The organism is Brevibacillus reuszeri (assembly GCF_002897295.1).
GTDB lineage: Bacteria > Bacillota > Bacilli > Brevibacillales > Brevibacillaceae > Brevibacillus > Brevibacillus reuszeri_A.
In genome coordinates this window covers 144,402-166,173 of sequence record NZ_BEXF01000011.1, presented here as the reverse complement: position 1 = coordinate 166,173, position 21,772 = coordinate 144,402, and the positions used below count along the sequence as shown (strand labels likewise).

The window sequence follows — 21,772 nt, the reverse complement described above, 5'->3', positions numbered from 1 at the left end:
AGTATACAGATGAAACAACGAAACTACACGCCAGCAATCGTCATTCTGAGCATAGCGATTAACACGATCATTGCTATCATGTACTTTATGCCGAAGAATAACGATTTCGGTCATATCGACTTGACGTTCTTGCCGTTTTTGAACGCTGTAATGAACAGCTTTACATTTGTGTTTCTGGTTGCCGCGCTTGTCTCGATCATCAAGTATAAAAATATTCAGCTTCACCGCAGATACATTTTTGCAGCTTTTAGCACGACGGCTGTCTTCTTGATTTCCTATCTGGTCTATCATGGGATGGCACCGAGCACCTCCTACGGTGGAGAGGGCATTTTGCGGCCGATCTATTACTTCATTTTGCTATCGCATATTTTGTTGTCCGCGATTATCGTTCCATTTGCCCTGATTACGACCGCTCGCGGCTTAAACATGCAAGTAGACAGACACAAAAAGATTGCCCGCTGGACAATGCCGATGTGGCTATATGTCAGCGCGACCGGCGTGATTGTGTACATCATGATCTCTCCGTATTATTGATAGGCTTGCAGGAATAAAAAAGGAAACCACCGTCCCCAATCACGTAGCAATAGATTGGAGACGGTGGTTTTTATTGTTTAACCCTCATGGGTACCCAGTGCTTGCTGTGCCATGGTCATGAACTCCTCAAGCCCTGATTTCAAGGCAAAGAGGGCAAGATTGATAGGAAACGCAGCCGTCAATTCGATGATATGCTCATGCATACGCGGCCAGATACGGCCACCTGCTTTTTCGTATCGTTTTATAAAATCAACCAAGGCAGCTTCTCCAAACAACAGGCAGTAGGCTGTAAAATCGATCGCCGGATCAGCTACCTCTGCTTCCGTCCAGTCCAGCAGCCCCGTTACCTTTCCCTTTTCATCAACCAGAATATGACCCGGATGAAGATCACCATGTACGAGAGCGGTGTGATTTGGCCAGAACGAATCATCGGCAAGCCACTTTTGCCAACGTTCCCATAGATCTTGGGATACGCCGAAGACGCGTTTGATTTTATTCATCTTTTCGGAGAGGTCCTCTCGTATCTCTGCTGGCTGCTTGACCCGTAATCCGGATGCCAGGGCAGCATCATGAGAAATGGCGTGAAGCTCTGCCAATGCGTCAGCCCATGATTGCAGCGTGAGATCAGACAGCGCTTCTGGATTGAGGTACCAGTCATAGTTATTTGTTTCCGGATTGACAGTAGCCATTGGAGTGCCGCTTAATCTCGGATAAGCGATAAATTCAGGAGTGTGTAACTGCCAGTGAGGCACTTCTACATGCAGATGCTTCGCTACGAGGTCTAACACTTGTTTCTCGTAGCGAGCGGACTCTACTACATCATCACGGCGCGGTGAGCGTAATATCCAGGAGTCGCCAGCTATCGTACTTGCAAAAACAGCGAGGAAATCCAAACCGGATTCATTGGCCTTCACTGTGACGGTGTCCACTTCTATACCACTCTTTTTCGCGATCGCGATTATACGTTCAACTTTTTCAGAAAGGATTGTAGACATAACAAATACACCTCATTCATGAATAGTTAATGATCAGACAAACACAAATAAACCCATACCATTTGCGTATTTCAAAATGGTTGAGTCGAGATGGGGTATTGTCGATCTTAACGAAGTCTCATGGATGCGATGCCCATTGTGTTACCTCCTCATTTTCAGAAACAACGTCAGTATACCATGTTTTCTGGCGGCTTTCAGTAGGGAATGTGCGATAGAGGGTGTTGGAAGGCGTGGCTCATCCCTAAATATGATATGATTTTACGTAGGAACGAATGGTGATGAGGAGACTTGCGATAATGAAAATGATTTCATGGAATGTAAACGGACTCCGTGCTTGTGTGAATAAAGGCTTTTACGATTATTTTCGGGAAGCAAACGCAGATATTTTTTGTATGCAAGAAACTAAGCTGCAGGAAGGGCAGATTGAAGTAGAGATCGGCGATGAGTACCATCAATATTGGAATTACGCAGAGAAAAAGGGGTATTCGGGAACGGCTATTTTTACCAAGATGAAACCACTATCTGTACGCTATGGGCTAGAAGAAGACCATGAACCTGAAGGACGAGTCATTACACTGGAGTTTGAAGATTTTTATTTCGTAACGGTGTACACACCAAATGCAAAGCGTGATCTATCGCGACTTGATTATCGCCTCGAATGGGAAGATCGGTTTCGCAAGTATCTGATGGAGCTGGATGCCCAGAAGCCAGTAATTGTCTGCGGAGATATGAATGTCGCGCATCAAGAGATTGATCTCAAAAACGCCAAGTCCAACCGCAACAACTCCGGTTTTACTCCAGAAGAGCGTGAAAAAATGACGCGCTTATTGGCAGCGGGGTTTGTGGATACGTATCGGCACTTTTATCCAGATCAGGCGGATGCGTATACATGGTGGTCTTTTATGCCCAAAGTGAGAGAGCGGAATGTCGGGTGGCGTATTGATTATTTTCTTGCCTCAGAAAGACTTGCTCCATCGCTGGTGAGTGCGGGGATTGACGCGCAGGTGATGGGGAGTGATCATTGTCCGGTTGTGCTGGAGGTTGGCGAGCTTCGGAAGTAATTCCGGGGCTTTTTTTATTTTATTAAAGATGTAAGTTTCTATTGGGATAATCAAATGTACCTAAAAACAATTTCTTTAATTAGTTATATTGAATCGTTTTGTTTTGGATTTTCAATAAATGAATAGGTAAATAAGACTATTATTTCATTTACAATCTCATAATATTATGGTAAATTAATGGTGCCCATTGTAAATTTTAGTAAAGCTCTTACTTCTGGTGGAACGCCGTATGCGCTGAAAGGTGCCTGTACGGTGTAGGCTCGACCGAAAACTAGCAATGTTGTTAGTTAGGTGAGAATAGCGATGCAAGTGCAAATCTAAGTAAAGTTAGTGATGGCTTTAATGTATCCATAACAGGAAACATTGGATCGCAAGGCCAAGAAAACGTTGATTATGTGAAGAAGGATTGGCCGCAAAGTAGCTTCACTTATACAACAGATGGAGCTTTCTATACGCTTGTTTTAACGAAGGATGGTCAACCAGCAAAATTTGCGGAAGTATTTGAAGCGTTTAGCCTTCAAACAGTAGGTAGCGGAAACGTCCATGACTTTATTGGAGGAAGTGCAAGCCTTCGTAGTCAAGCAGATGCAGGGGTAGATGTATCTAATCCTGGTACAAAGTTTTTTGACGGTGATGAAAGCTTGAAGAGCGCAAAGCCTAACTTGGCAGGATCTGTATTGTTCTATGGTATCCACTCTGAGATTTATGGGGTGAATTTTGAAGATGGAGACCAAGCTACAATTAAAGTAAATAGTACATTGAAGGCTGGAATTGATGGTTCGGATTATAATTTAGTCGTTAATTTGTACAGCCCGGTCAGATTAAACAAAAATTCAAAATATTCCATTACCGAGTTCGAAAATCTTGATCCGTTGGCTTCTGTAGAGTTAGATGTTGAGTAGTAGATGAAATATAATTTTAAAAAGTTTTTTGGAAACCTAAGCAGTTATGAGATGACTTCTGAATTCCTCAGGAGTCATCTTTTTTTGTTCATTTGTCACGCCTCAATTATTAAAAGTTGAAAAACGACAACAGTGTCGTTTATAATACCTAAAACGACATTCATGTATATTTAAAGCGGAAGGAGGATCGAAACCCCGTGTCCCCAAAAGTAAGCGATGATTACAAAAATCAAAAGAAAACAATGCTGCTGCAAGCGGCAAAGCGTGTCTTTCTAGCAAAAGGGTATACAAAAACGACGATGCAGGACGTTATGGATGAGGCGGGCATCTCAAGAGGCGCGTTGTATGCCTATTTCGATAATGTGGAGCATCTGTATATGGAGCTTCTTCAGTTTGAGGATCAGCAGGATGTGCTGTTTTTCAGCCCAAACGATGACGAAACGAGCTGGCAGCAAATAACGAATTGGGTCCACAAGCAGCAAAAAGAAATTGACCAAATTGAACAGACGCTGACACAAGCGAACTCCGAATACTTTTTGTCAATCCGCGATTCAAAAAAGCAAGAGGGCGTTACATATAGTACGACTCGTTACGACCGGATTGTGAATACTCTGACGGTGCTTTTCCAGAGCGGGACAAAAAAAGGAGAGCTTCAACCGAGACTTCCCGCAGAGACGATTTCCCGTTATCTGGTCTCTTTTATTGATGGTTTGATGTTGGATACGGCACATTTGGGCCCAGAAAAAACGAGGGTAGCTGAGCAGATCGAGGCTCTTTTATTTTCATTGCGAGAAATGCTTAGGCCCGTTCAGGAGAAATAAGCAAAAGAATGGCAAAAAGGAGGAGCTAGTATGCTTTTTCGATCGGCGAGAGTCGCTCTTAGAAAAATGACAGCAGAGGATGCAGACGTCTATCACGCATGGCGAAATGATGTAGAGGTCATGCAGACGACCAGTCCATTCATCGATAACCATACATGGGAGAGTACGCAGGAATTTGTCAGTCAGGTGATTTTAGGTTCAAGCTCATCGAAGAGCTACATCATCGTAGACATACAAACACAGACCCCTATTGGCGTTACTGCACTCACCCAGATCGATTCTAAAAACCGCAATGCCGAGTGCATTATTGATATCGGGGCAAAGGACTACTGGGGCAAGGGGTATGGAAGCGAAGCATTAAAACTATTGCTCGATTACGCTTTCCTGGAAATGAATTTGCACCGTGTCTCACTTCGTGTATTTTCCTTTAATGAAAAAGCGATTAAGCTGTATGAAAGAATCGGATTTCAGCATGAGGGTACCTCACGACAGTTTTTGTTTCGGGCGGGAAAATGGCATGACCTCGTGCATATGGGCATTCTTCAGGAGGAGTTTATATCCTGCTTGAGCAAAGTGCGCAGCTAATTTGTATCACAATCGCGCTTATGATTACGCAGGGAGCAGGCTGGCGGTGCGAGGGCTTGCTACTCGTACCGCCAACCGCCAACTGCCAACTACCTACAAATCGTGACACAACTCAATCTATCTCTTCTTATTTTCCCCGGAGAATCGGAACCTCCCAGTCTATATTGCGGTGCTCAACCATTCTTTTCGAAGCGGTGATGATCAATTGCTTTGGAAGTGGTTCGATATTTTGGACGAATAACGATCCTTCGAACGTGGCCCGTCCATTTTGATAATCGGTCCGATCAATAAAGTATTGAATATCGTCGTATTTCTTCCCTTTTTCGTCGGTGACAGACCAGTAGTAGGAAACCATGGCCATAGGAGCTGTGTTTTCACCAAGCTCTCCTTTAAAGGCAAGCTGATATCCTTCCAGCTTAATCGGAGTTCCATCGGGTTTGAAGCTGTAGACACCATCATCAAAGCCTGGGACATCGACTACTCTGTTCGGGTCCTTTACGAATTTTTTGAAGGTAAACAGGTCTCCCTGGTCTTCTTCTGTAATGGCTTCTTTCTCCAATCGGGCAAGGTCTAGCACTGCGCGAAAAGCAGCAGCTTCTTCTGTATAAACCGAGCCAAGCTTAAAAGTAATCGTGTTACTCTGGTCGATAGGCTGGAAGTAATGATAGTCTCTGGCCCCGTTTTCCATCTGCAATGTATTGCGCCACTTCAAGCGATTGATCACATTGTTTTGTTTGCTGGCTCTTCCTAGCATATTTTTGGAATCCCATGCCCCAAGAATCGCACCTTTATCGTTTATAAGCTCGTAGCTGTAGTCTTTTTTCGCATTGCCTTCCGTATTGCTTCGATCAATGATCATTTCCACTGCGCTAGGTGCAAACGTTACTTGCTTGACATCCAGCTTGAGCCCTTGCGGAGTGGTATAGGATTTGTTGATGTCATAGGTTTTCGTCGCGGTCTTTGCCTTTTTCATGTCGACAGGTACGGACACCTTCCAGCTTCCTTTTGTGTCCCCCATTTTTTTGACATCGAATTCCACAACCAGCTCGTCTGGAATCTTGGTTAGATCATCAAAATAGCTGCGGAGCTCGCGATTCAAGAACAGGAAGCCGTCTGTGTTTCTTATACTGTCCCAGTCTTCATTAGGATTATGGGCCGTTTCTTCCTTTCCAGAGTCAATAGGACGAGCAGGCTGGAGAATGTTGCCTTGTTTGTCCCGGATCGTAAAAATCGGGTCCTGATCTGAGCTATCAAACATGTTCTGCCAAAAAATATCGAGTGGTTTTCCGTTTTGATCGGTCAGGGAAGCAACCATGCTGATTCGCAGAGGGTCAGCCATTACTTCTTTGATTGTGAAAGTGACTCCCTGATCAGTTGCGCTTGCTAGAACTTTTTTGGCAAATCCATTCTGGGCAGCTTGCTTAATACCGGGGTCTATATGCTTTTGCAAAATAGGATTGTTCACAGATGCTGCGGGATCAGCTTTCTTATCGATTGGTTCGCTTGTGAAAGCGGCATTTACATAGCTGGCAAAGGTCGGAGAAATGAGCATTCCCGACGAAACTACGATTGTTAAGGCGGCGGCTGCAAATGTCATTCTTTTCATGATAGTGATACTCCTTTTCTTCCACAAGGATGTGTTTGGTATAGTCGTGACACGATTCAAAACTCTCACTGGATATGGGGAGAGTGTGCCAATAATTTTACGGTCCAGATCCTCTGAGAGGGGGTTTTCCCAATAGGCATCAGCTGTTTCTTGCATATAATCAACCCATTGCTCCAGCTGCTTTTGGCAAAAGGTACAGTGGTCGAGGTGACTTTCTAACTTCTGTGTGTTCACTGCTGATAAACGATCTTCTGTGTAAGCGATCAGTTGATCTTGCGTAAGGCACTTCAAAGCGGATGCCCTCCTTTTTTCTCCGTTTTGACAAGCTGCTCGCGTAGCTTTTTTCTGGCGTGAGACAGACGCATTCGGACAGTATCTACAGACAAAGACAGCTTGTTGCTGATCTCCCTGTAGCTCAGCTGCTGAAGATAATGAAGAGCCAGAACAGTTCGATGCTCCTTATCGAGAACCATCATCTGCTGCCTGAGACCATTACGCTGTTCCTTCACCAGATAGGCATCCTCTGGAGCAGGACAATCGTCCTTTAGCTCTACGTCCATCTCTGTCACAAAAGGAGCTCGTTTTCGCTTGCGCCACTCATCAATCCCGCGATTAATAGCAATCCGATACAGCCAGGCAGGAAAGGAGTGGTTTGGATTATAGTCTGGCAGGCAGTAGTATGCTTTAATAAACACTTCCTGCACGATGTCCTCCACGTCATGAGAATGCTGTAAGCTTTTTTGAAGAATCGAAGCGATTTTGCCTTTGTATTTGTTGACGATCAGAGCATAAGCCTCTTTATTTCCTTGAAGAACCTTCGCAATGATCTCCCGATCGTCTTGCATGCTGTTACCTCCTTGCAAAAAGGGTGCTGCGCAGCCGTTCCTTTTTGTTCGTTCACTACTATAGACGATGGAGGAGGGTTACCCCTCTCAAACTTTTTACAAAAATGATAAAAAAAGATGCTCTTCTGTTTGTAAGAGAAGAGCAACCTTTGTCAGCTGTACCGCATAATCCTGTAAACCTCGCCATTCAATTGTCCCGTCACCTTGTACACATCCCCAACAGAAACCGTAAGATCATTTGGCGCTTTGATCAAGATTTCCTGCTCAAGACCCTCCACATAAATCGGGAAACAATTCTCGCCTGTCGAATGCTCAAACAAACGATTCACATGTCCGATAACCGTATGTACAGAGCGATCCCCCATGAGCGTAAGGGACTGCGCCCCATCCAGCTCAAAGCTTTCTTCCAGCTTTTCCAGCACCAACGGACTGTACGATTTATGCTCCATAGATAGGGAGACGACGAGCTGATCATCCACCTTTGTATACTCCGTATGGCCACCCTCACGCACGAAATCACCTGGACAAAAGAATTCAAACTGAAAGGAAAAATCGTTTTGCTTCTTGCGGACATGCAGGTCTCTGACATTTCCCCCGAGCTTTACATGGGTGATAACACATTCAAATTTGTCATGCTGTTCTAAAAAAGCGAGACGTTCGGTTATTTTTCGATTCAGCCATTTGAGGTAATACTCGCTAAAGGAATTGCTAACCAGATGGGCTCCCTGTCCATGGCATGTGTCGATGTAATAGAGCTTTCCTTTTAAGTCGCCTGCGACAACGAGAACGATATAGTAGCCGCAGCCATCATCATGAACGGTCAGGATTCCTTGTGATGCCTCGAACCGGATTTTGTCCAGCTCTTCGTCGGAAATGTCATCATCAATCTCGTCAAACTCTTCTCCGTAATAACGGTTGCAGCTCTCTACGGAAAAAGGAAGGCTCATATATTCAAAGCCTGCAGAATTCCGTATACTAGTTTCCAAGCAATCCCTGGCGTGCGAGAGGGAGAGAGGGAATTGCCTGTCACGTACAGCGCCATCACCAATATGCAGCAGGAATTCTTTATAATCTGCAGGCAGAGAAATGTTTGCCATCGCTTCAAACTGTCCAACCTGCGCACGGGTCAGCTTGTTATTCAGAACGTATGGGCTTCCATCCTCAAACAAACGCTCGTACTGATCCAGCATTTGTTCTACCTGCATAATAAACGCACTTTTGGGTGCCACGTCTGTCTCTTGTTTGAATAATCCTTCGATTGCTTTCACGATGTTTTTCATAGAATACACCTCTACCAAATTCGTTAGGAGTGAACGAACTCATGAAAATGAAATTGCAGCAGCCATTCGCCGTCATTTCAGACATACACAGCAATATTTATGCGCTGGAAGCTGTACTGCGGGATATTGATTCGCGCGGAATTCAAACGATCGTCAATTTAGGAGATACACTGTTTGGTCCGATTGATCCGATTGCAACGGCAGAAAAACTAATGGGACGATCTGAAATGATTCATATTATGGGCAATTGTGACAGATATTTACTGCAAGAGCAAATGGACTCCATCACCTTTCAGCATGTGAAGCCATTGCTCACGCAAGAGATGCTTGACTGGATTGGAGCCTTTCACAAACAGTGGGCACAGGATGATTTTCTATTTTGCCACGGAACCCCTTTTGCCGATGACGTCTACATGCTTGAGGAAGTGGCTCCGTTCGGCAGTGCTGACAAAAGCGTGGGGACATTGATGGTTGAGCTGTCCTCGATAGAGCAAAATATTATCTTCTGTGGGCATACTCATGTGCCAAAATCAGTTTGGCTGCCGGATGGCAAGCTGATTGTGAATCCGGGAAGTGTTGGTCTCCCTGCTTATTTTGAGGAAACACCTCACCCTCATACGATGGAATCAAAGAGTCCACATGCCAAATACGTGATTGCAGCGCCGTTTAATAATAGCTGGAGGGTGGAGCATGTATACATTCCCTATGATTTTGAGCAGGCTGCCAAAAGAGCGGAGGAAAACAATAGAAGTGACTACGCTTATGCTATTCGTTATGGAAGAGCAGAGCTGTGAGGTGAATCGGCTAGCACTTCTGAAAAAGGATTCATGAGGGCAGTGTCGAAACCTTCCTTATTATGACATTGGCGTGGAATAAATTAGTATTTAGATCTATTTTGAAGCACATAGGAATGGTCATCCTGTTTCTCGCGTTTCTCCTTGCGATCAGATGGTTGTGGTATTCGGTTCACGCGACACCAGAGCATCCTTTTGTGTCGCAAGGGGTTATTGATCTGCGTGGATGGGACTTTGAGAAATCTCGCTCGATTCCTTTGGATGGTGAGTGGGAGTTTTATCCCGAGGCACTTATCACGCATGAAGATACGACCAATGAATCGAGGTACACCACGAATTATATACAGGTGCCCGGAGATTGGAGAAGCGGCTTTTCTCCGAGAAATGATTCCTCATATGGCTATGGGACATATAGATTGCGTATTCTCGTTGATCAGCACCCCAAGCAGTCTTACGCTTTCTGGATCCAACAGATCGAGGCGTCTTCTGTTGTAGAAATAAACGGTAACAGAGATGCGGTAATTGGAGTTGTTGGAGAGCAGGCGTCAGAGTATAAGCCAAGGGTGTTGTCCTATACGGCCTCCTACACGGCAAAAGAAGCAACGGAAGTAGAAGTGCTGGTGCAGGTCGCGAACTTTCATCATCCCTTTAAAGGCGGGATCATGAAATCGATACGCTTCGGATCGCAGGCAGCCATAGACAATGAACGTATGTATTCGATCGGTTTTCAGTTGACGACCTTCCTTATTTTGTTGCTGCATGGCTTGTATGCGGGAATTTTGTACTCGTTTAATCCAAGAAATAAAGGCTTTTTGGTTTTTTTCTTGCTACTTTTGTCCGTAAGTATTTCGATCGTAGCCGATCACGACAACATCCTGTTGATTTGGCTGCCACTTGATTACTCCTGGGCGCTAAAGGTGAAGATGCTCTCCTACGTATGGTTGTCATTTTTAATATTGTTGATGGCCAGATATTTATCAGGACCAGTACCAGGCAGGAAAGTGTTTCCGATTTTTCTTTTTCTGCTTTGTCTGTATTCATTGTTTGTGCTAGTAGCGCCTGTGCAACTCATCTATATGACAACAGCGGCCAAACTGTTCGCTATTTTTTATTTACTCCCGGTAGCATGGTTTGTTTATTTGATCGGCAAAATGGTCATCACTAATCAGCACGATGCTGTCTTTTTGCTGTTTGCGGCCACAAGCATTTTATCCAGTGTCCTCTGGGGTGTCTTTACGTATTCATTTGAAAAGGATAACATCTATTATCCGATTGACGTAATCGCTGCGATCGTCGGTTTTTCAGCCTATTGGTTTAAACGCTATTTCCGAAATTCGGAGGAAAATGCTAAGCTCAACGAGCATCTGAAAAAGTCCGACAAGCTGAAGGATCAGTTTTTGGCCCAAACCTCTCATGAATTAAGAACGCCGCTGCATGGCATTATGAACATTGCCCAAAGCGTTGTGACGAGCGAAGCGCATGCCATGGACAGGCGAAGTGCTGAGGACATGGAGCTTTTGATCACAATTAGCCGACGTATGTCGCATTTGCTGGACGACCTGCTTGATGTGGTTCGACTTCAGGACAAGCATATTAAACTGAAGAAAGAGCCGCTTAGCCTGCAATCCGTAACGTCCGGCGTTATCAGCATGCTCAAGTATTTAGTAGATGGAAAGTCGATTGAAGTGAAGATAGACATACCAGATTCACTACCACCGGTGCTCGCTGACGAAAAACGGCTCATCCAAATTTTATTTAATTTACTGCATAATGCGCTGAAATTCACAGAGGAAGGAACTATCGTGATTTCAGCCAAAGCGAAGAAAGGGTATGCGGTCATTCGGGTATCCGACTCAGGAATAGGCATGGATGTGGAAACGCAGAAGCGTATTTTTTTGCCATACGAGCAAGGTTCTCATGGGATGAGTGAGGGGGGAGGCATCGGTCTTGGGCTGAGTATTTGCAAGCAATTGGTGGAGCTGCATAACGGGGAATTGACCGTTCAATCCGAGCGCGGAAAAGGCTCCACGTTCAGCTTCCAGCTTGCTTTTGCCGCACCAGAAAGCCGCGCAGCAGTGAAGAGCTCCGTTTACGAGGAGCAGGTCAGAGTGGATCACATCACGCCAGACAATTTGCTCCGTATGGATGGCACAGGCAGTATGTGGTCCGCGCTGCACGAAGCAGCACCAGCTATCGCGGAAGGGAAGCCGAATATACTTGCCATCGATGATGACCCAGTTAATTTAAAGGTAATTGAAAGTGTTCTCTCGTCATCTGCCTACAATATCTGTACGTCTACATCTGCCAGGGAAGCCTTGGAGCTTTTAGGCAAACAGCAATGGGACTTGCTTATTATTGACGTAATGATGCCCCATATGTCGGGTTATGAGCTGACACAAAAAGTGCGTGAGCATTTCAACATTTCGGAGCTGCCGATTTTACTTTTAACAGCTCGCAGCCAGCCAGAGGATGTGTACACCGGCTTTTTATCGGGTGCGAACGATTATGTCACCAAGCCTGTTGATGCAATGGAGCTGAAATACCGTGTCTGGTCGTTGACCACATTGAAGCAAACGATCAATGAGCGCCTACGTATGGAAGCCGCTTATTTGCAGGCACAAATCCATCCGCACTTCCTGTTCAACACACTTAGCTCAATTATGGCACTAAGCGATATTGATACGGAAAAAATGAGAAGGCTCGGGGACGCTTTTACTTCGTATTTGCACATCAGCTTTGACTTCCTCAACTCAGGGGAGCATGTTTCGCTCGCACATGAGCTTGAGCTCGTCCAAGCGTACCTGTATATCGAAACAGAACGCTTCCCGGACCGATTAGCCGTCGAGTGGGACGTTGATTCCGAAATCAATTTGCGCATTCCACCGCTGACGATTCAGCCGCTCGTCGAAAATGCGGTCAAGCACGGTCTGCTCAGCCAAATGCAGGGTGGCACCGTTCTGATTCGCATCGCTCGTCAGCAAAGCTCGACGCTTTTTGAAGTGAAGGATAATGGTAAGGGAATGTCGGCGGAAACCGTACAGCTTCTTTTCGGGCAAGAAATGAGGGCAAAGGGCGGGATTGGTGTGTCTAATACAAACCGCCGCTTAATCCAGATGTACGGAAAAGGCTTGTCCATCCAAAGCAAGCTGGGGGAAGGAACGACCGTATCGTTCGAGATACCGGATCGGGAATAGAAAGGGGAACTCAGACGAATGACGATCTCATTATCTCCCGTCACACGAGATAACTGGTTAGAAGCACTTGAGCTAAAAGTAAAGCAGGAGCAAGCCGGATTTGTGCCATCTGTGGCCATTTCCTTGGCAAAAGTACACATCAAGCCCGATGGAGACAGCGTAGAATACTTGCCCTTTGCCATCTACCATGAAGAGACGATGGTCGGCTTTATGATGCATGCCTTTGTGGAAGAAACAACCGATATGTACTGGATCAACGGATTTTTGATCGATGCCAGGTACCAAGGAAAAGGCTACGGGAAGGCGGCATTGCAACAGATGATCGCCTATATCACCAACCGTTTTTCTCAGTGTCAGGAAATACGGTTAACTGTCTATCCAGACAACCATTCCGCTTACAAGCTGTACCGAAATCTCGGCTTTGAAGAGACAGGAGAACGGCACGGGGAGGAAGTAGTCCTCCGGCTTCCATGCAAAACAGCTTGATTTTTGCTGGACGATCCCCTATTGTTAAGGGGATTAAGTAATACTTTCATTTGGGGAAAGGAGGCTAAAGTGATGTTCACTGTTTTCGAGAACGTACCAAAATTGGTAAAAGCACCTATTTTGCGCGGAGATTTGCTTGCAACGGGACCAGTCTGCCCTTTTTTAGGCAAGCAAACTTCATATCGAAAACAGGTGCCGGTACTTTTAGCCTACTTTTAGTAAAAGGTGCAACCATGACCCTACCATGATTGCCATGTCTTAAAAACAAATGGAAACACAACAGACGCCGGTATTATTAGGCGTCTTTTTTGCGTTCTCAAAAAGGAGGAAAAACGAGATGAATACGACATTTTTATGGATTCCAGGCAGGCAAAAGGGTGATGAAAGGATAGGATTTTATTTTATTAGAAATGAGTGAGGAAGATGTTACTGCAACTAAATGGTATCAGCAAAAGCTATGGAGGCACACCTATACTCTCTGGCGTGTCCATGAAAATTGAGCGCGGGGAGCGCATTGGTCTAATCGGAGTAAATGGGGCGGGTAAATCTACTCTACTGCAGATGATTGCAGGCGATCTGCCATATGACCAGGGAGAAATCTATCTGGCAAAAGGTGCAAAGATGGGCTTCCTGCGCCAAAATAGTGGGCTTTGCTTGGAAAGCTCGATTGAAGATGAAATGCTGAGCGTCTTCGAGGATATTCTCCAAACAGAAAAAGAGCTGAGAGAGCTGGAAAGACAGATGGGTGATCCAGCGCTGCTGGCAGACACACGCAGCTATGAAGCGCTGCTAAGCCGTTACGCTACGAAATCGGATTGGTTTTTGGAGCATGGAGGCTATGAGGTAGAGTCCAAGATCCGGGGTGTTCTTCATGGCATGGGGCTTGGAAATATCCCACAGGATACTCGGATCGATCAGCTAAGCGGAGGTCAAAAAACGCGATTGGCACTTGCGAAGCTGCTTCTTGCTGAACCGGATTTGCTCATACTGGATGAGCCGACCAATCATTTGGATTTTACCGCTCTAGCGTGGCTAGAAGAGTATTTGCGCGCGTACGCGGGGGCGATTCTGGTCGTTTCGCACGATCGGTACTTTCTGGATGGACTCGTCACTTCTCTATACGAGGTAGAGAGAGCCCAAGTCCAGCGTTACGAGGGGAATTACTCCAGCTTTTTGCGCGAGAAGGAGCGGAATCGAGAGCTTCATGCCAAAAGGTATGCGATGCAACAAGAACAGATCGCCAGCATGGAAGAGTATGTTGAACGACATATTGTGCGTGCCACTTCGGCGAAAAGCGCGAAAAACAAGCGCAAGCAGCTGGAGCGATTGGAGCGAATCGACAAACCGCTTGGTGAGTTACAACGAACAAAGCTGTCGCTTGGTGTCGGGAAAACCTCTCACAAGAACGTGTTGCAGGTCAGAGATGCTTCGATTGGTTACGGGAATGGTCCCGAATATAAGCCGCTGCTGGAGAACATCAGCTTTCAACTGAGCCGCGGGGAAAAGGTCGCTCTGATCGGGCCAAATGGGATCGGTAAATCAACACTTCTAAAGTCCATCATCGGTGAGCTCACACCAGATAGCGGAGAGATCATCTGGGGAAAGGAGGTGAAGATCGGATATTACGACCAAGAGCAGGCTTCCCTCCAGCCCCATGCAACGATCCTGCACGAGGTGTGGAGTCCATTTCCTCAGTTAGAAGAGTCGAAAATTCGGAGAGTGCTCGGAAATTTTCTGTTCTCCAAAGAAGACGTATTTAAAAAGATAGCTTCACTCAGTGGCGGCGAAAAAGCACGTGTAGCCCTGGCCAAGCTGGTGCTGGCAGAAGCGAATGTCATGGTGCTGGATGAGCCGACGAACCATTTGGATTTGTCTAGCAAGGAAGGATTGGAGTCAGCGTTGAGCCAGTACGAAGGTACTCTGTTGTTTATTTCCCATGACAGATATTTTCTTAACAAGCTGGCGGACAAGATCGTGGAGCTTCATTCGGACCGCGCCATGGTCTATGAAGGCAATTACGAAGACTACATGGAGGCCCGAAAACGAGAGCAGCTATTCCAACAGTAACACAAAAATAAGGATGAAAAAGGAGAGAAATGATGATGTCAAACAATACAAAACAAGTAGCGATCATTACGGGAGCAGCAAGCGGAATCGGGAGAGCGACCAGCATAAAGATGGCTGAAAACGGGTATCAGGTTGTCCTGGTCGATTTCAATCAGGCTTTAGGAGAGGAGACACTGGCGCTCGTGCAAAACAATGGCGGTGAGGGAATCTTTGTAAAAGCCGACGTTTCCAAAGAAGCGGATGTAGAAAATTATGTGAAAATGGCAATTGAAGCGTATGGACGCATTGATGTTTTGTTTAACAATGCAGGAGTCATCCAAATGTTCGCTCCGTTCACGAGTGTCAATAGCGATGAGTACGAGCGGATTATGTCCGTGAATGTGAAAAGTGTTTTTCTCGGAATGAAATACGCTCTGCCGATCATGGAAAAGCAAGGAAAAGGGGCAATTATCAATACAGCATCATCTGCTGGTATTCGGCCTGAGCACAGCATCGCCGTTTATTCGGCCAGCAAGCATGCCGTCATTGGAATGACAAAGGGGGCAGCCATTGAATACGCGAAAAAGGGAATTCGGATCAATGCAGTATGCCCGGGTGGTATCGAGACAGCCATCTTTAAAACAGTAGCGGATGCGTTTGCAGGTGGTGGATACGTTCCAGAGGAAATTTCCCCGATGCGGATGGGCCGTCACGGTCAACCAGATGAAATCGCTGAGGTTGTCTTGTTTTTAGCTTCTGATAAAGCGAGCTTTATGGCTGGGGCAGTGGTTAGTGTAGATGGCAGCTTGACTGTTTAATATCTCTTTCGGCGGGGCTTGGGGCGACCGGCGACCATAACAAAGAGGCTGATTCAATCACTTCGATTGGACAGCCTCTTTTCCTTGATGAAGCACAAGGAGCTTTTGTAATCAGCCAAAGGTAAGCACACTTCTATGCAGGAGAAGGGAAGGAAATGAACAAGGCTGCATGGAATACAGTACTGACTTTTAATCCAGCTATCTGTATTCCCTACAGAAAGGAGCAGCTGTATGAATTTTAGCTTACATGAAGTCATCGAAATACTTGAACGTACACCCCAGTCATTGGAGCTTTTTTTATCCGGCCTATCAGCAGGGTGGGTGCAATGCAACGAGGGCGAAGGAACATGGAATGCCACAGAAGTGATTGAGCACCTGATTGAGAGTGAGAGAACCAACTGGATACCGAGACTGGAAATGATTTTGCAGGATGGAGAAAGCAAACCATTTCCTCCGTTTGACCGTTTCTCGCATCTGAATGAAAAAACAGATAAAACCCTCGAACAAAAGCTGCTCGAATTTAAAACGGTTCGAACAGAAAATATCGCCAAGCTGAAGAAGCTGATTGATCCTGACCAGCACCTCGAATTGACCGGGATGCATCCTGCCTTTGGCTCCGTAAAGGTAAGAGAATTAATCTCCACATGGGCAGTACATGACTTGACGCATATCGCGCAAATCGTACGTGTCATGGCTAAGCGCTATCAAACAGACGTGGGACCGTGGGAAGAATATTTAGGAATACTGAAAAAGTAATCAGAGCATGCGTTGACGTGCTCGGATCTCTTCTCTAGCGCGGTCATTCATTCTGGCGGGACTCCATTTTGGCTCCCAAACGAGCGAGACGTTTACATCCTTGACCCCGGAAATGGCCGCTGCTGCTTCTTTTACATTGCTTACAATTTCATCTGCCAATGGACACTCCGGAATCGTTAGCGTCATCTCAATGTTTGCATGTCCCTGTTCATCCACTTCCACTTCATATACCAGCCCCAGATCCACAATATTTACGCCTACCTCAGGATCGAGAACTTCCTCCAAAGCGGACCAGATCGCATCTGTTGTATTCAAGCACGAACACCTCTTTCCCAATAATCACTATCGGTTACGATAACCCATTTTGCGGGCGTTTATGTAAAATGAGGTGCCTATGCTCGTATCGTTTTTTGTGTTTTAATCGAAGAAAGCTGTTAGCAATGTTGAGGAGGAGACGTTGCGAAAATCAACGTCATACATAAAGATGCGCGTAGATCGTTTACTCTCCATGCTGCTGATCCTGTCCAAAAGAGAGATGGTTACGGGTAAAGAGCTGGCGGAGCATTTTGAAGTATCCTTGCGAACCATTTATCGAGATATCGAAAAAATCGGGGAAGCTGGTATTCCGATTGCCGCGATAGGTGGCAAAGGCGGAGGATACTACCTGATGGAAAATTATCAGGTCGACAATCTGTTTTTCAATAGATCAGAAGCCCACACGTTTATGGCGGTATTGAATAACCTCGACGTGCTCTTCGGAAAAAACGAGAAGTTCAATGATATCGTGCTAAAGCTCGAAAATACGTATAAACAAGAGAAAAGGGACAGCGATAAGTGGAGCATCCAGATGTCCCATTTCAGCATGGAAAAGGAATTAAAGGAATACTTGTTTCTGATGAATCAGGCCATTGAGGAGAGCAAGCTGCTCGTCTTTGATTATATAAACAGAGAGATGGAGTATTCCGAAAGAGAAGTGGAGCCGGTGCATATCGCTTTTGTTTCCGGTCAGTGGTATTTGGTGGGCTTTTGCCGAAAAAGAAATGACTACCGAAGATTCAAGCTGGTTCGAATCAGGAAGCTAAGGGTGGACACAAGCTTTCACAAAAGAGAGACGTCTTGGGAAGAAATCGAAAAGATAATCGAGGAAAGCTACAGCAAACGTGGCATCGAGGTCACATTAAGATTCTCTCATCGAATCGGTGAGCAGCTTACAGAGTATTTTTCCAAAGAAGCCATCAGAAAAACAGAAGACGATCACTATATGGTGGTTGCTCAGTTTCCATATGAGGAAGGCTTGCTCAAATATATTTTAAGCTTCGGCAAGGAGTGCGAAGTAATTGAGCCTCTTTTTTTGCGAGAGGAATTAAAAGAATATGTGAAGGAACTCATGAATTTCTACAATGGCTGACATACTGATGTCAGTCATTTTGCTTTATAGTGGGGTATATGTATTGGGAACCCGAATAAGTGATGCTTTCGAAAGCGCAAGAAAAGAGGGCAGGATGGGCTTTGAAGAGGTTTTCTACACCTGTGGTGGCCGCAAATTGTTTACGAAATACTCGCGAAAAGGAACGCCAAGTGTTCTCTTCCTGGCGGGAATGGGAGATAGCTGCGAGACGTGGAATGTGGTGCAAAATCGGATCGCGCAAATAACCAGTACCTTTTCTTACGATAGGGCGGGTGTTGGAAGAAGTGATACCGTCTCTAGTCCTCGGACATGTCATGATCTCGTGCAGGAGCTTGCCGAGCTGTTACGGCACGTATCTGCCGAGCCGCCTTTTATTGTAGTTGGCCATTCCTTTGGGGGCTTGTTTGCCAGATTGTTTGCCAGCTATTATCCAGGTCAGGTGGCTGGCCTCGTCCTCGTTGATGCGGCAGTGGAATATAAAGAGCTCGCTTATGAAAAAGCACTACCGAAAAAGCTGCAGGCAACAAACAGGGTGTACCTCGAAAATCCGATGTTGAACCGCGAGAAAATCGATAAGCTCCAAAGCTATAAGCAAATCGCAGAGCATTCACAGCTAGGAAATATTCCGCTATCGATTCTGACAAGAGGGCTGCCGGACCATGAGCAAGATGGCTGGCCTCAGCAAGAAATAATGAAAATTGAGCAAGGCTTGCAAGCCAAAATGCAAGAGCTCTCAACTGAAAGCAGTTTTAAAATTGCCCAGCACAGCAGGCATTATATTCACCACGATGAGCCAGAAATCGTGATAGAGGAGATCGAGATGATGATAAAGGGGAGAGCAAAATGAACAACGACATTCGAACAAAATTCATGCGGGACTTGGAACGAATTGAAGCGGAGAATTATCAGCTTCGTGAAGGAGAGCAGCTGCAAGATTTTGTCACACTCATGCTGGAATACATCGGTGATCAACAGCCAGAGCTTAGAGATAATCTGATCTATCCGACATTTCACCATTGGATCGCGATAGAAAACAAATTCACCGATCAGGAGCTGCGCAGTCTTTTGGCGACCTTAATCGATGAACAGCATTTGTTCTATGATATTGGCAGTGACGGTGAGCCGTCAGTATTTACTCGAACGTTTTCCGTTTTGCCTGTCGCATTGATATTGCGGAGACATTGTGAGCGGCCTTTTTTGGAGCAGCCTGATTTCCTGCATGTAAAAGAGTCCCTGATTCGTTACTACAAGGAAGAAAAAGACTTGCGAGGCTATTTGACCGAAGGCGGGTGGGCGCATAGTGCCGCTCACGGAGCAGATGCATTGGATGAGCTGGTGCAGTGTCCGGAGAGTGACGAAGCACTGCAGCTTGAGGTTCTTGCTGCGATTAGTGGCATGCTGCATAACGGGAAGCATATTTTCCACGACGAAGAGGATGAGAGGATCGCAACCATCGTATCTACCATGCTGACAAACAATCTGCTCCCACAAGCGGAAATAGCTAATTGGATAAGTGGTCTTGCGGGGTGCACTGACTGGCCGAGAAGCCGAAGTAAAGGAATCGCAGTAGTGAACACTAAAAACTTTTTACGCAGCCTCTATTTTAGACAGAGAGAGGATTTCCACAAAAACGAGAGCGGTCTTACTGAAGTGATACTTGCAGCCGAAAGAAAAGTAAACCGCTTTGTGAGCGACCATTCCTGATCGTAGTCTCATGCCCTCATTCATTCCCAGCGCGTATCCCCCGAATAATGATCGAAGATATTTCAATGTATCTCTGAAAATCCTCTGTCGTAAACTCGTCCAGCTGGTTTAAAAATCTAGCGTATTCCACTTTATCCAGCTCCTTGTGAAACTCATAGACGGTCTTTCCTTTTTCGGTCAGCTCAATAATGACTTCACGGTTATCTTCAGGGTTTTTGTATTTGGTGACAAGCTCCTTTTTGATGAGCTTGTCTACCATTTGCGAGATGGCACCCTTTGTCTTGTTGGTAAGTTTAGAAAGTTCTGATGTGTTCGTTTGCACCAGATTGCCGATCAGATTAATCGTATGTGCCTCCACCATATACAGCTCATCTTCTGTACCGTATTTTCTCGGTACGCTCTCATACGAGCTCGTTTTCCGCGACAGCTCATAAATCGTTTCCATCAATTCAAAAAAAACTTCTTCTCTTGTCATTTTTTCTCCTTTTTAGCCATTTTCCTCGCGTATATATGGCGCCACTATCATTCCGAATAGTAGCTATAAATAGTATACCATAACCTGTCAGTGCCATTCTTTGGCTCATTTTTAGGATCAAAATCAAGTTTTTAAAAAATTCAAAAATCATTTGACGACCAATCGTTTAGGTGCTAAACTGATTTCGAATTCTTGCTTTGTAAGCGTTAATAAAATGATTTTGCAACTACATCCGTCAGAAAGGGAGAGACTTTTTGTGAAGTACAACTTCGACGAGGTAGTAAATCGGAGAAATACGTATTCGTTAAAATGGGATGGCGAGTCACTCATAAAGGAGCTAGGCTTCACCGATCGGTACGATGAAGAGACGATTCCACTTTTTACGGCAGATATGGATTTGCCGGTACCGCAGCCATTGATAGACGCTTTGCACAAAACGGTTGATCATCGTATATACGGATATTCAGTCATACCGGATGAGTACTATGCAGCTATTTGCAATTGGTTCAAAAAAAGACATGACTGGGAGATCAAAAAGGAAGAGATCGTCTACAGCCCTGGCACCGTCCATGCCTTGCATGTTGCGGTAAAAGCTTTTACAGAGCCAGGTGATGGAATCATCATTCAGCGTCCTGTCTATCCACCTTTTACGTCGGCAATCGAGGGGAACGGAAGACGAGTCGTCAACAACCCACTTATCTACAATGAAGAAGGGTATTATTCTATCGACTTTGACGATTTCGAGGCGCGGGCAAAAGAAGACAGCACCACCATGTTCATTCTCTGTCATCCGCACAATCCTACTGGACGCATTTTCACGAGCGAGGAGCTGCAAAAGTTAGCTGAGATTTGTGTAAGAAACAACGTCCTGATCATAGCAGATGAAATTCATGGGGACCTGATCAGGCGGGATCAGCACTTTATTCCCCTGGCAAAAACTGCTGCCAATCATTCTGAGCTCATCATCACCTGCACAGCCATCAACAAAACCTTTAATACAGCAGGGCTTCACTGTACCAATGTCGTCATTTCCAATATGGAGCTGCGAAACCGTTTCAAGCAGGAGCAGGGCATGAGCTTGCCATCGCCATTCACCATCGCTGCTTTGATTGCCGTGTATAATGAGGGGGAGGAGTGGCTGGAGCAGGTAAAAGCATATATCGACGAAACGATGGACTATGTCCAAGCATTTTTGGCTGAGAACATGCCGCAAGTAAAAGTGAGAATTCCAGAAGGAACGTATGTGATGTGGATGGACTTTAGCGGATACGGTTTATCACCTGAAGAGGTTCATGAACGGATTTACCACAAAGCCAACGTCATATTGGAAGACGGAAGCATGTTTGGGCAAGAAGGGCTGCCATTTCAGCGAATTTGCGTTCCCTCTCCAAGACCGCTCATTAAAGAAGCGCTAGAAAGAATAGCGCGAGAGTTTCAAATCCCCTAACAAAGGAGTGTAGCG

General features: G+C 45.6%; 21 protein-coding genes. 15 read left to right on the top strand and 6 right to left on the bottom strand.

Translation table 11 applies throughout. From position 1 onward, the window contains the following. Positions 1–9: 9 nt before the first annotated feature. Positions 10–534: a DUF420 domain-containing protein gene (locus C3B52_RS18885; RefSeq protein ID WP_103107947.1), complete on the top strand. Its 525-nt coding sequence runs from the start codon at positions 10–12 to the stop codon at positions 532–534. Positions 535–611: 77 nt separating this feature from the next. Here the strand turns inward: C3B52_RS18885 and C3B52_RS18880 are convergent, their stop codons facing one another. Continuing rightward, positions 612–1,529 carry a macrolide 2'-phosphotransferase gene (locus tag C3B52_RS18880; RefSeq protein WP_103107946.1) on the bottom strand — a complete coding sequence of 306 codons (918 nt, stop codon included), beginning with the start codon at positions 1,527–1,529 and terminating at the stop codon, positions 612–614. Positions 1,530–1,825: 296 nt separating this feature from the next. On the opposite strand from C3B52_RS18880, the gene C3B52_RS18875 reads away from it, so the two are divergent. The 4 genes from C3B52_RS18875 (at position 1,826) to C3B52_RS18860 (ending at position 4,898) form a co-directional block, all read left to right on the top strand. Beyond that, positions 1,826–2,590: an exodeoxyribonuclease III gene (locus C3B52_RS18875; RefSeq protein ID WP_103107945.1), complete on the top strand. Its 765-nt coding sequence runs from the start codon at positions 1,826–1,828 to the stop codon at positions 2,588–2,590. A gap of 395 nt (positions 2,591–2,985) precedes the next feature. Further along, positions 2,986–3,492, top strand: a complete 507-nt coding sequence (locus tag C3B52_RS18870) for a hypothetical protein (protein WP_103107944.1) — start codon at positions 2,986–2,988, stop codon at positions 3,490–3,492. Positions 3,493–3,689: 197 nt separating this feature from the next. Next, positions 3,690–4,313, top strand: coding sequence for a TetR family transcriptional regulator (locus C3B52_RS18865; protein ID WP_103107943.1), 624 nt, complete (start codon positions 3,690–3,692; stop codon positions 4,311–4,313). A 30-nt stretch (positions 4,314–4,343) separates the two neighbouring features. Then, positions 4,344–4,898, top strand: a complete 555-nt coding sequence (locus C3B52_RS18860; RefSeq protein WP_103107942.1) for a GNAT family N-acetyltransferase — start codon at positions 4,344–4,346, stop codon at positions 4,896–4,898. Between the two features lie 127 nt (positions 4,899–5,025). Here C3B52_RS18860 and C3B52_RS18855 read toward each other — a convergent pair whose 3' ends face one another. From C3B52_RS18855 to C3B52_RS18845, 3 genes are all read right to left on the bottom strand, one after another. Beyond that, positions 5,026–6,795, bottom strand: a complete 1,770-nt coding sequence (locus C3B52_RS18855) for a DUF4179 domain-containing protein (RefSeq protein WP_103107941.1) — start codon at positions 6,793–6,795, stop codon at positions 5,026–5,028. Next, complete coding sequence (locus C3B52_RS18850; protein ID WP_103107940.1) at positions 6,792–7,349, bottom strand: RNA polymerase sigma factor; 558 nt, start codon at positions 7,347–7,349, stop codon at positions 6,792–6,794. The genes C3B52_RS18855 and C3B52_RS18850 overlap by 4 nt, the downstream gene beginning before the upstream one ends. Positions 7,350–7,501: 152 nt before the next feature. Continuing rightward, on the bottom strand, positions 7,502–8,629 hold the full coding sequence (locus tag C3B52_RS18845; RefSeq protein WP_103107939.1) for an SMI1/KNR4 family protein: 1,128 nt from the start codon (positions 8,627–8,629) through the stop codon (positions 7,502–7,504). Positions 8,630–8,670: 41 nt separating this feature from the next. Here C3B52_RS18845 and C3B52_RS18840 point away from each other — a divergent pair, with 41 nt between their 5' ends. From C3B52_RS18840 to C3B52_RS18815, 6 genes are all read left to right on the top strand, one after another. After that, the gene (locus C3B52_RS18840) at positions 8,671–9,423 is read left to right on the top strand and encodes a metallophosphoesterase family protein (RefSeq protein ID WP_103107938.1); all 753 of its coding nucleotides are present in this window, start codon (positions 8,671–8,673) and stop codon (positions 9,421–9,423) included. A 62-nt stretch (positions 9,424–9,485) separates the two neighbouring features. Beyond that, positions 9,486–12,617 carry an ATP-binding response regulator gene (locus C3B52_RS18835; RefSeq protein WP_103107937.1) on the top strand — a complete coding sequence of 1,044 codons (3,132 nt, stop codon included), beginning with the start codon at positions 9,486–9,488 and terminating at the stop codon, positions 12,615–12,617. A gap of 18 nt (positions 12,618–12,635) precedes the next feature. Continuing rightward, positions 12,636–13,103 (top strand): GNAT family N-acetyltransferase, encoded by a 468-nt coding sequence (locus tag C3B52_RS18830; protein ID WP_103107936.1) that lies wholly within the window; start codon positions 12,636–12,638, stop codon positions 13,101–13,103. Positions 13,104–13,526: 423 nt separating this feature from the next. Beyond that, positions 13,527–15,170, top strand: coding sequence for a ribosomal protection-like ABC-F family protein (abc-f, locus tag C3B52_RS18825; RefSeq protein ID WP_103107935.1), 1,644 nt, complete (start codon positions 13,527–13,529; stop codon positions 15,168–15,170). A 35-nt stretch (positions 15,171–15,205) separates the two neighbouring features. After that, complete coding sequence (locus tag C3B52_RS18820; RefSeq protein ID WP_103107934.1) at positions 15,206–15,967, top strand: SDR family NAD(P)-dependent oxidoreductase; 762 nt, start codon at positions 15,206–15,208, stop codon at positions 15,965–15,967. 231 nt (positions 15,968–16,198) lie between these two features. Continuing rightward, on the top strand, positions 16,199–16,723 hold the full coding sequence (locus C3B52_RS18815) for a DinB family protein (protein ID WP_103107933.1): 525 nt from the start codon (positions 16,199–16,201) through the stop codon (positions 16,721–16,723). Here the strand turns inward: C3B52_RS18815 and C3B52_RS18810 are convergent, their stop codons facing one another. After that, positions 16,724–17,038 carry a metal-sulfur cluster assembly factor gene (locus C3B52_RS18810; RefSeq protein WP_103107932.1) on the bottom strand — a complete coding sequence of 105 codons (315 nt, stop codon included), beginning with the start codon at positions 17,036–17,038 and terminating at the stop codon, positions 16,724–16,726. A 169-nt stretch (positions 17,039–17,207) separates the two neighbouring features. Here C3B52_RS18810 and C3B52_RS18805 point away from each other — a divergent pair, with 169 nt between their 5' ends. The 3 genes from C3B52_RS18805 to C3B52_RS18795 all read left to right on the top strand — a co-directional run bounded on the left by C3B52_RS18805 (position 17,208) and on the right by C3B52_RS18795 (position 19,835). Beyond that, a complete protein-coding gene (locus C3B52_RS18805; RefSeq protein ID WP_103107931.1) occupies positions 17,208–18,131 on the top strand; it encodes a helix-turn-helix transcriptional regulator in 924 nt (307 codons plus the stop codon). Between the two features lie 94 nt (positions 18,132–18,225). Continuing rightward, on the top strand, positions 18,226–18,978 hold the full coding sequence (locus tag C3B52_RS18800) for an alpha/beta fold hydrolase (RefSeq protein ID WP_103107930.1): 753 nt from the start codon (positions 18,226–18,228) through the stop codon (positions 18,976–18,978). Beyond that, positions 18,975–19,835 carry a DUF2785 domain-containing protein gene (locus C3B52_RS18795; RefSeq protein ID WP_235615777.1) on the top strand — a complete coding sequence of 287 codons (861 nt, stop codon included), beginning with the start codon at positions 18,975–18,977 and terminating at the stop codon, positions 19,833–19,835. The genes C3B52_RS18800 and C3B52_RS18795 overlap by 4 nt, the downstream gene beginning before the upstream one ends. A gap of 16 nt (positions 19,836–19,851) precedes the next feature. On the opposite strand, the gene C3B52_RS18790 is transcribed toward C3B52_RS18795, so the two are convergent. Then, entirely contained in the window at positions 19,852–20,280 is a 429-nt protein-coding gene (locus tag C3B52_RS18790) for a MarR family transcriptional regulator (RefSeq protein ID WP_164684835.1), read from the bottom strand. Positions 20,281–20,566: 286 nt separating this feature from the next. Here C3B52_RS18790 and C3B52_RS18785 point away from each other — a divergent pair, with 286 nt between their 5' ends. Continuing rightward, a complete protein-coding gene (locus C3B52_RS18785) occupies positions 20,567–21,757 on the top strand; it encodes a MalY/PatB family protein (protein ID WP_103107928.1) in 1,191 nt (396 codons plus the stop codon). Positions 21,758–21,772: the final 15 nt, after the last annotated feature.

Coding starts and splice junctions, on each gene's coding strand:
- C3B52_RS18885 (WP_103107947.1), top strand. CDS start 10: ATGAAACAACGAAACTACACGCCAGCAATCGTCATTCTGAGCATAGCG.
- C3B52_RS18880 (WP_103107946.1), bottom strand. CDS start 1,529: ATGTCTACAATCCTTTCTGAAAAAGTTGAACGTATAATCGCGATCGCG.
- C3B52_RS18875 (WP_103107945.1), top strand. CDS start 1,826: ATGAAAATGATTTCATGGAATGTAAACGGACTCCGTGCTTGTGTGAAT.
- C3B52_RS18860 (WP_103107942.1), top strand. CDS start 4,344: ATGCTTTTTCGATCGGCGAGAGTCGCTCTTAGAAAAATGACAGCAGAG.
- C3B52_RS18850 (WP_103107940.1), bottom strand. CDS start 7,349: ATGCAAGACGATCGGGAGATCATTGCGAAGGTTCTTCAAGGAAATAAA.
- C3B52_RS18845 (WP_103107939.1), bottom strand. CDS start 8,629: ATGAAAAACATCGTGAAAGCAATCGAAGGATTATTCAAACAAGAGACA.
- C3B52_RS18840 (WP_103107938.1), top strand. CDS start 8,671: ATGAAAATGAAATTGCAGCAGCCATTCGCCGTCATTTCAGACATACAC.
- C3B52_RS18835 (WP_103107937.1), top strand. CDS start 9,486: ATGACATTGGCGTGGAATAAATTAGTATTTAGATCTATTTTGAAGCAC.
- C3B52_RS18830 (WP_103107936.1), top strand. CDS start 12,636: ATGACGATCTCATTATCTCCCGTCACACGAGATAACTGGTTAGAAGCA.
- abc-f (WP_103107935.1), top strand. CDS start 13,527: ATGTTACTGCAACTAAATGGTATCAGCAAAAGCTATGGAGGCACACCT.
- C3B52_RS18820 (WP_103107934.1), top strand. CDS start 15,206: ATGTCAAACAATACAAAACAAGTAGCGATCATTACGGGAGCAGCAAGC.
- C3B52_RS18815 (WP_103107933.1), top strand. CDS start 16,199: ATGAATTTTAGCTTACATGAAGTCATCGAAATACTTGAACGTACACCC.
- C3B52_RS18805 (WP_103107931.1), top strand. CDS start 17,208: ATGCGCGTAGATCGTTTACTCTCCATGCTGCTGATCCTGTCCAAAAGA.
- C3B52_RS18800 (WP_103107930.1), top strand. CDS start 18,226: ATGGGCTTTGAAGAGGTTTTCTACACCTGTGGTGGCCGCAAATTGTTT.
- C3B52_RS18795 (WP_235615777.1), top strand. CDS start 18,975: ATGAACAACGACATTCGAACAAAATTCATGCGGGACTTGGAACGAATT.
- C3B52_RS18790 (WP_164684835.1), bottom strand. CDS start 20,280: ATGGAAACGATTTATGAGCTGTCGCGGAAAACGAGCTCGTATGAGAGC.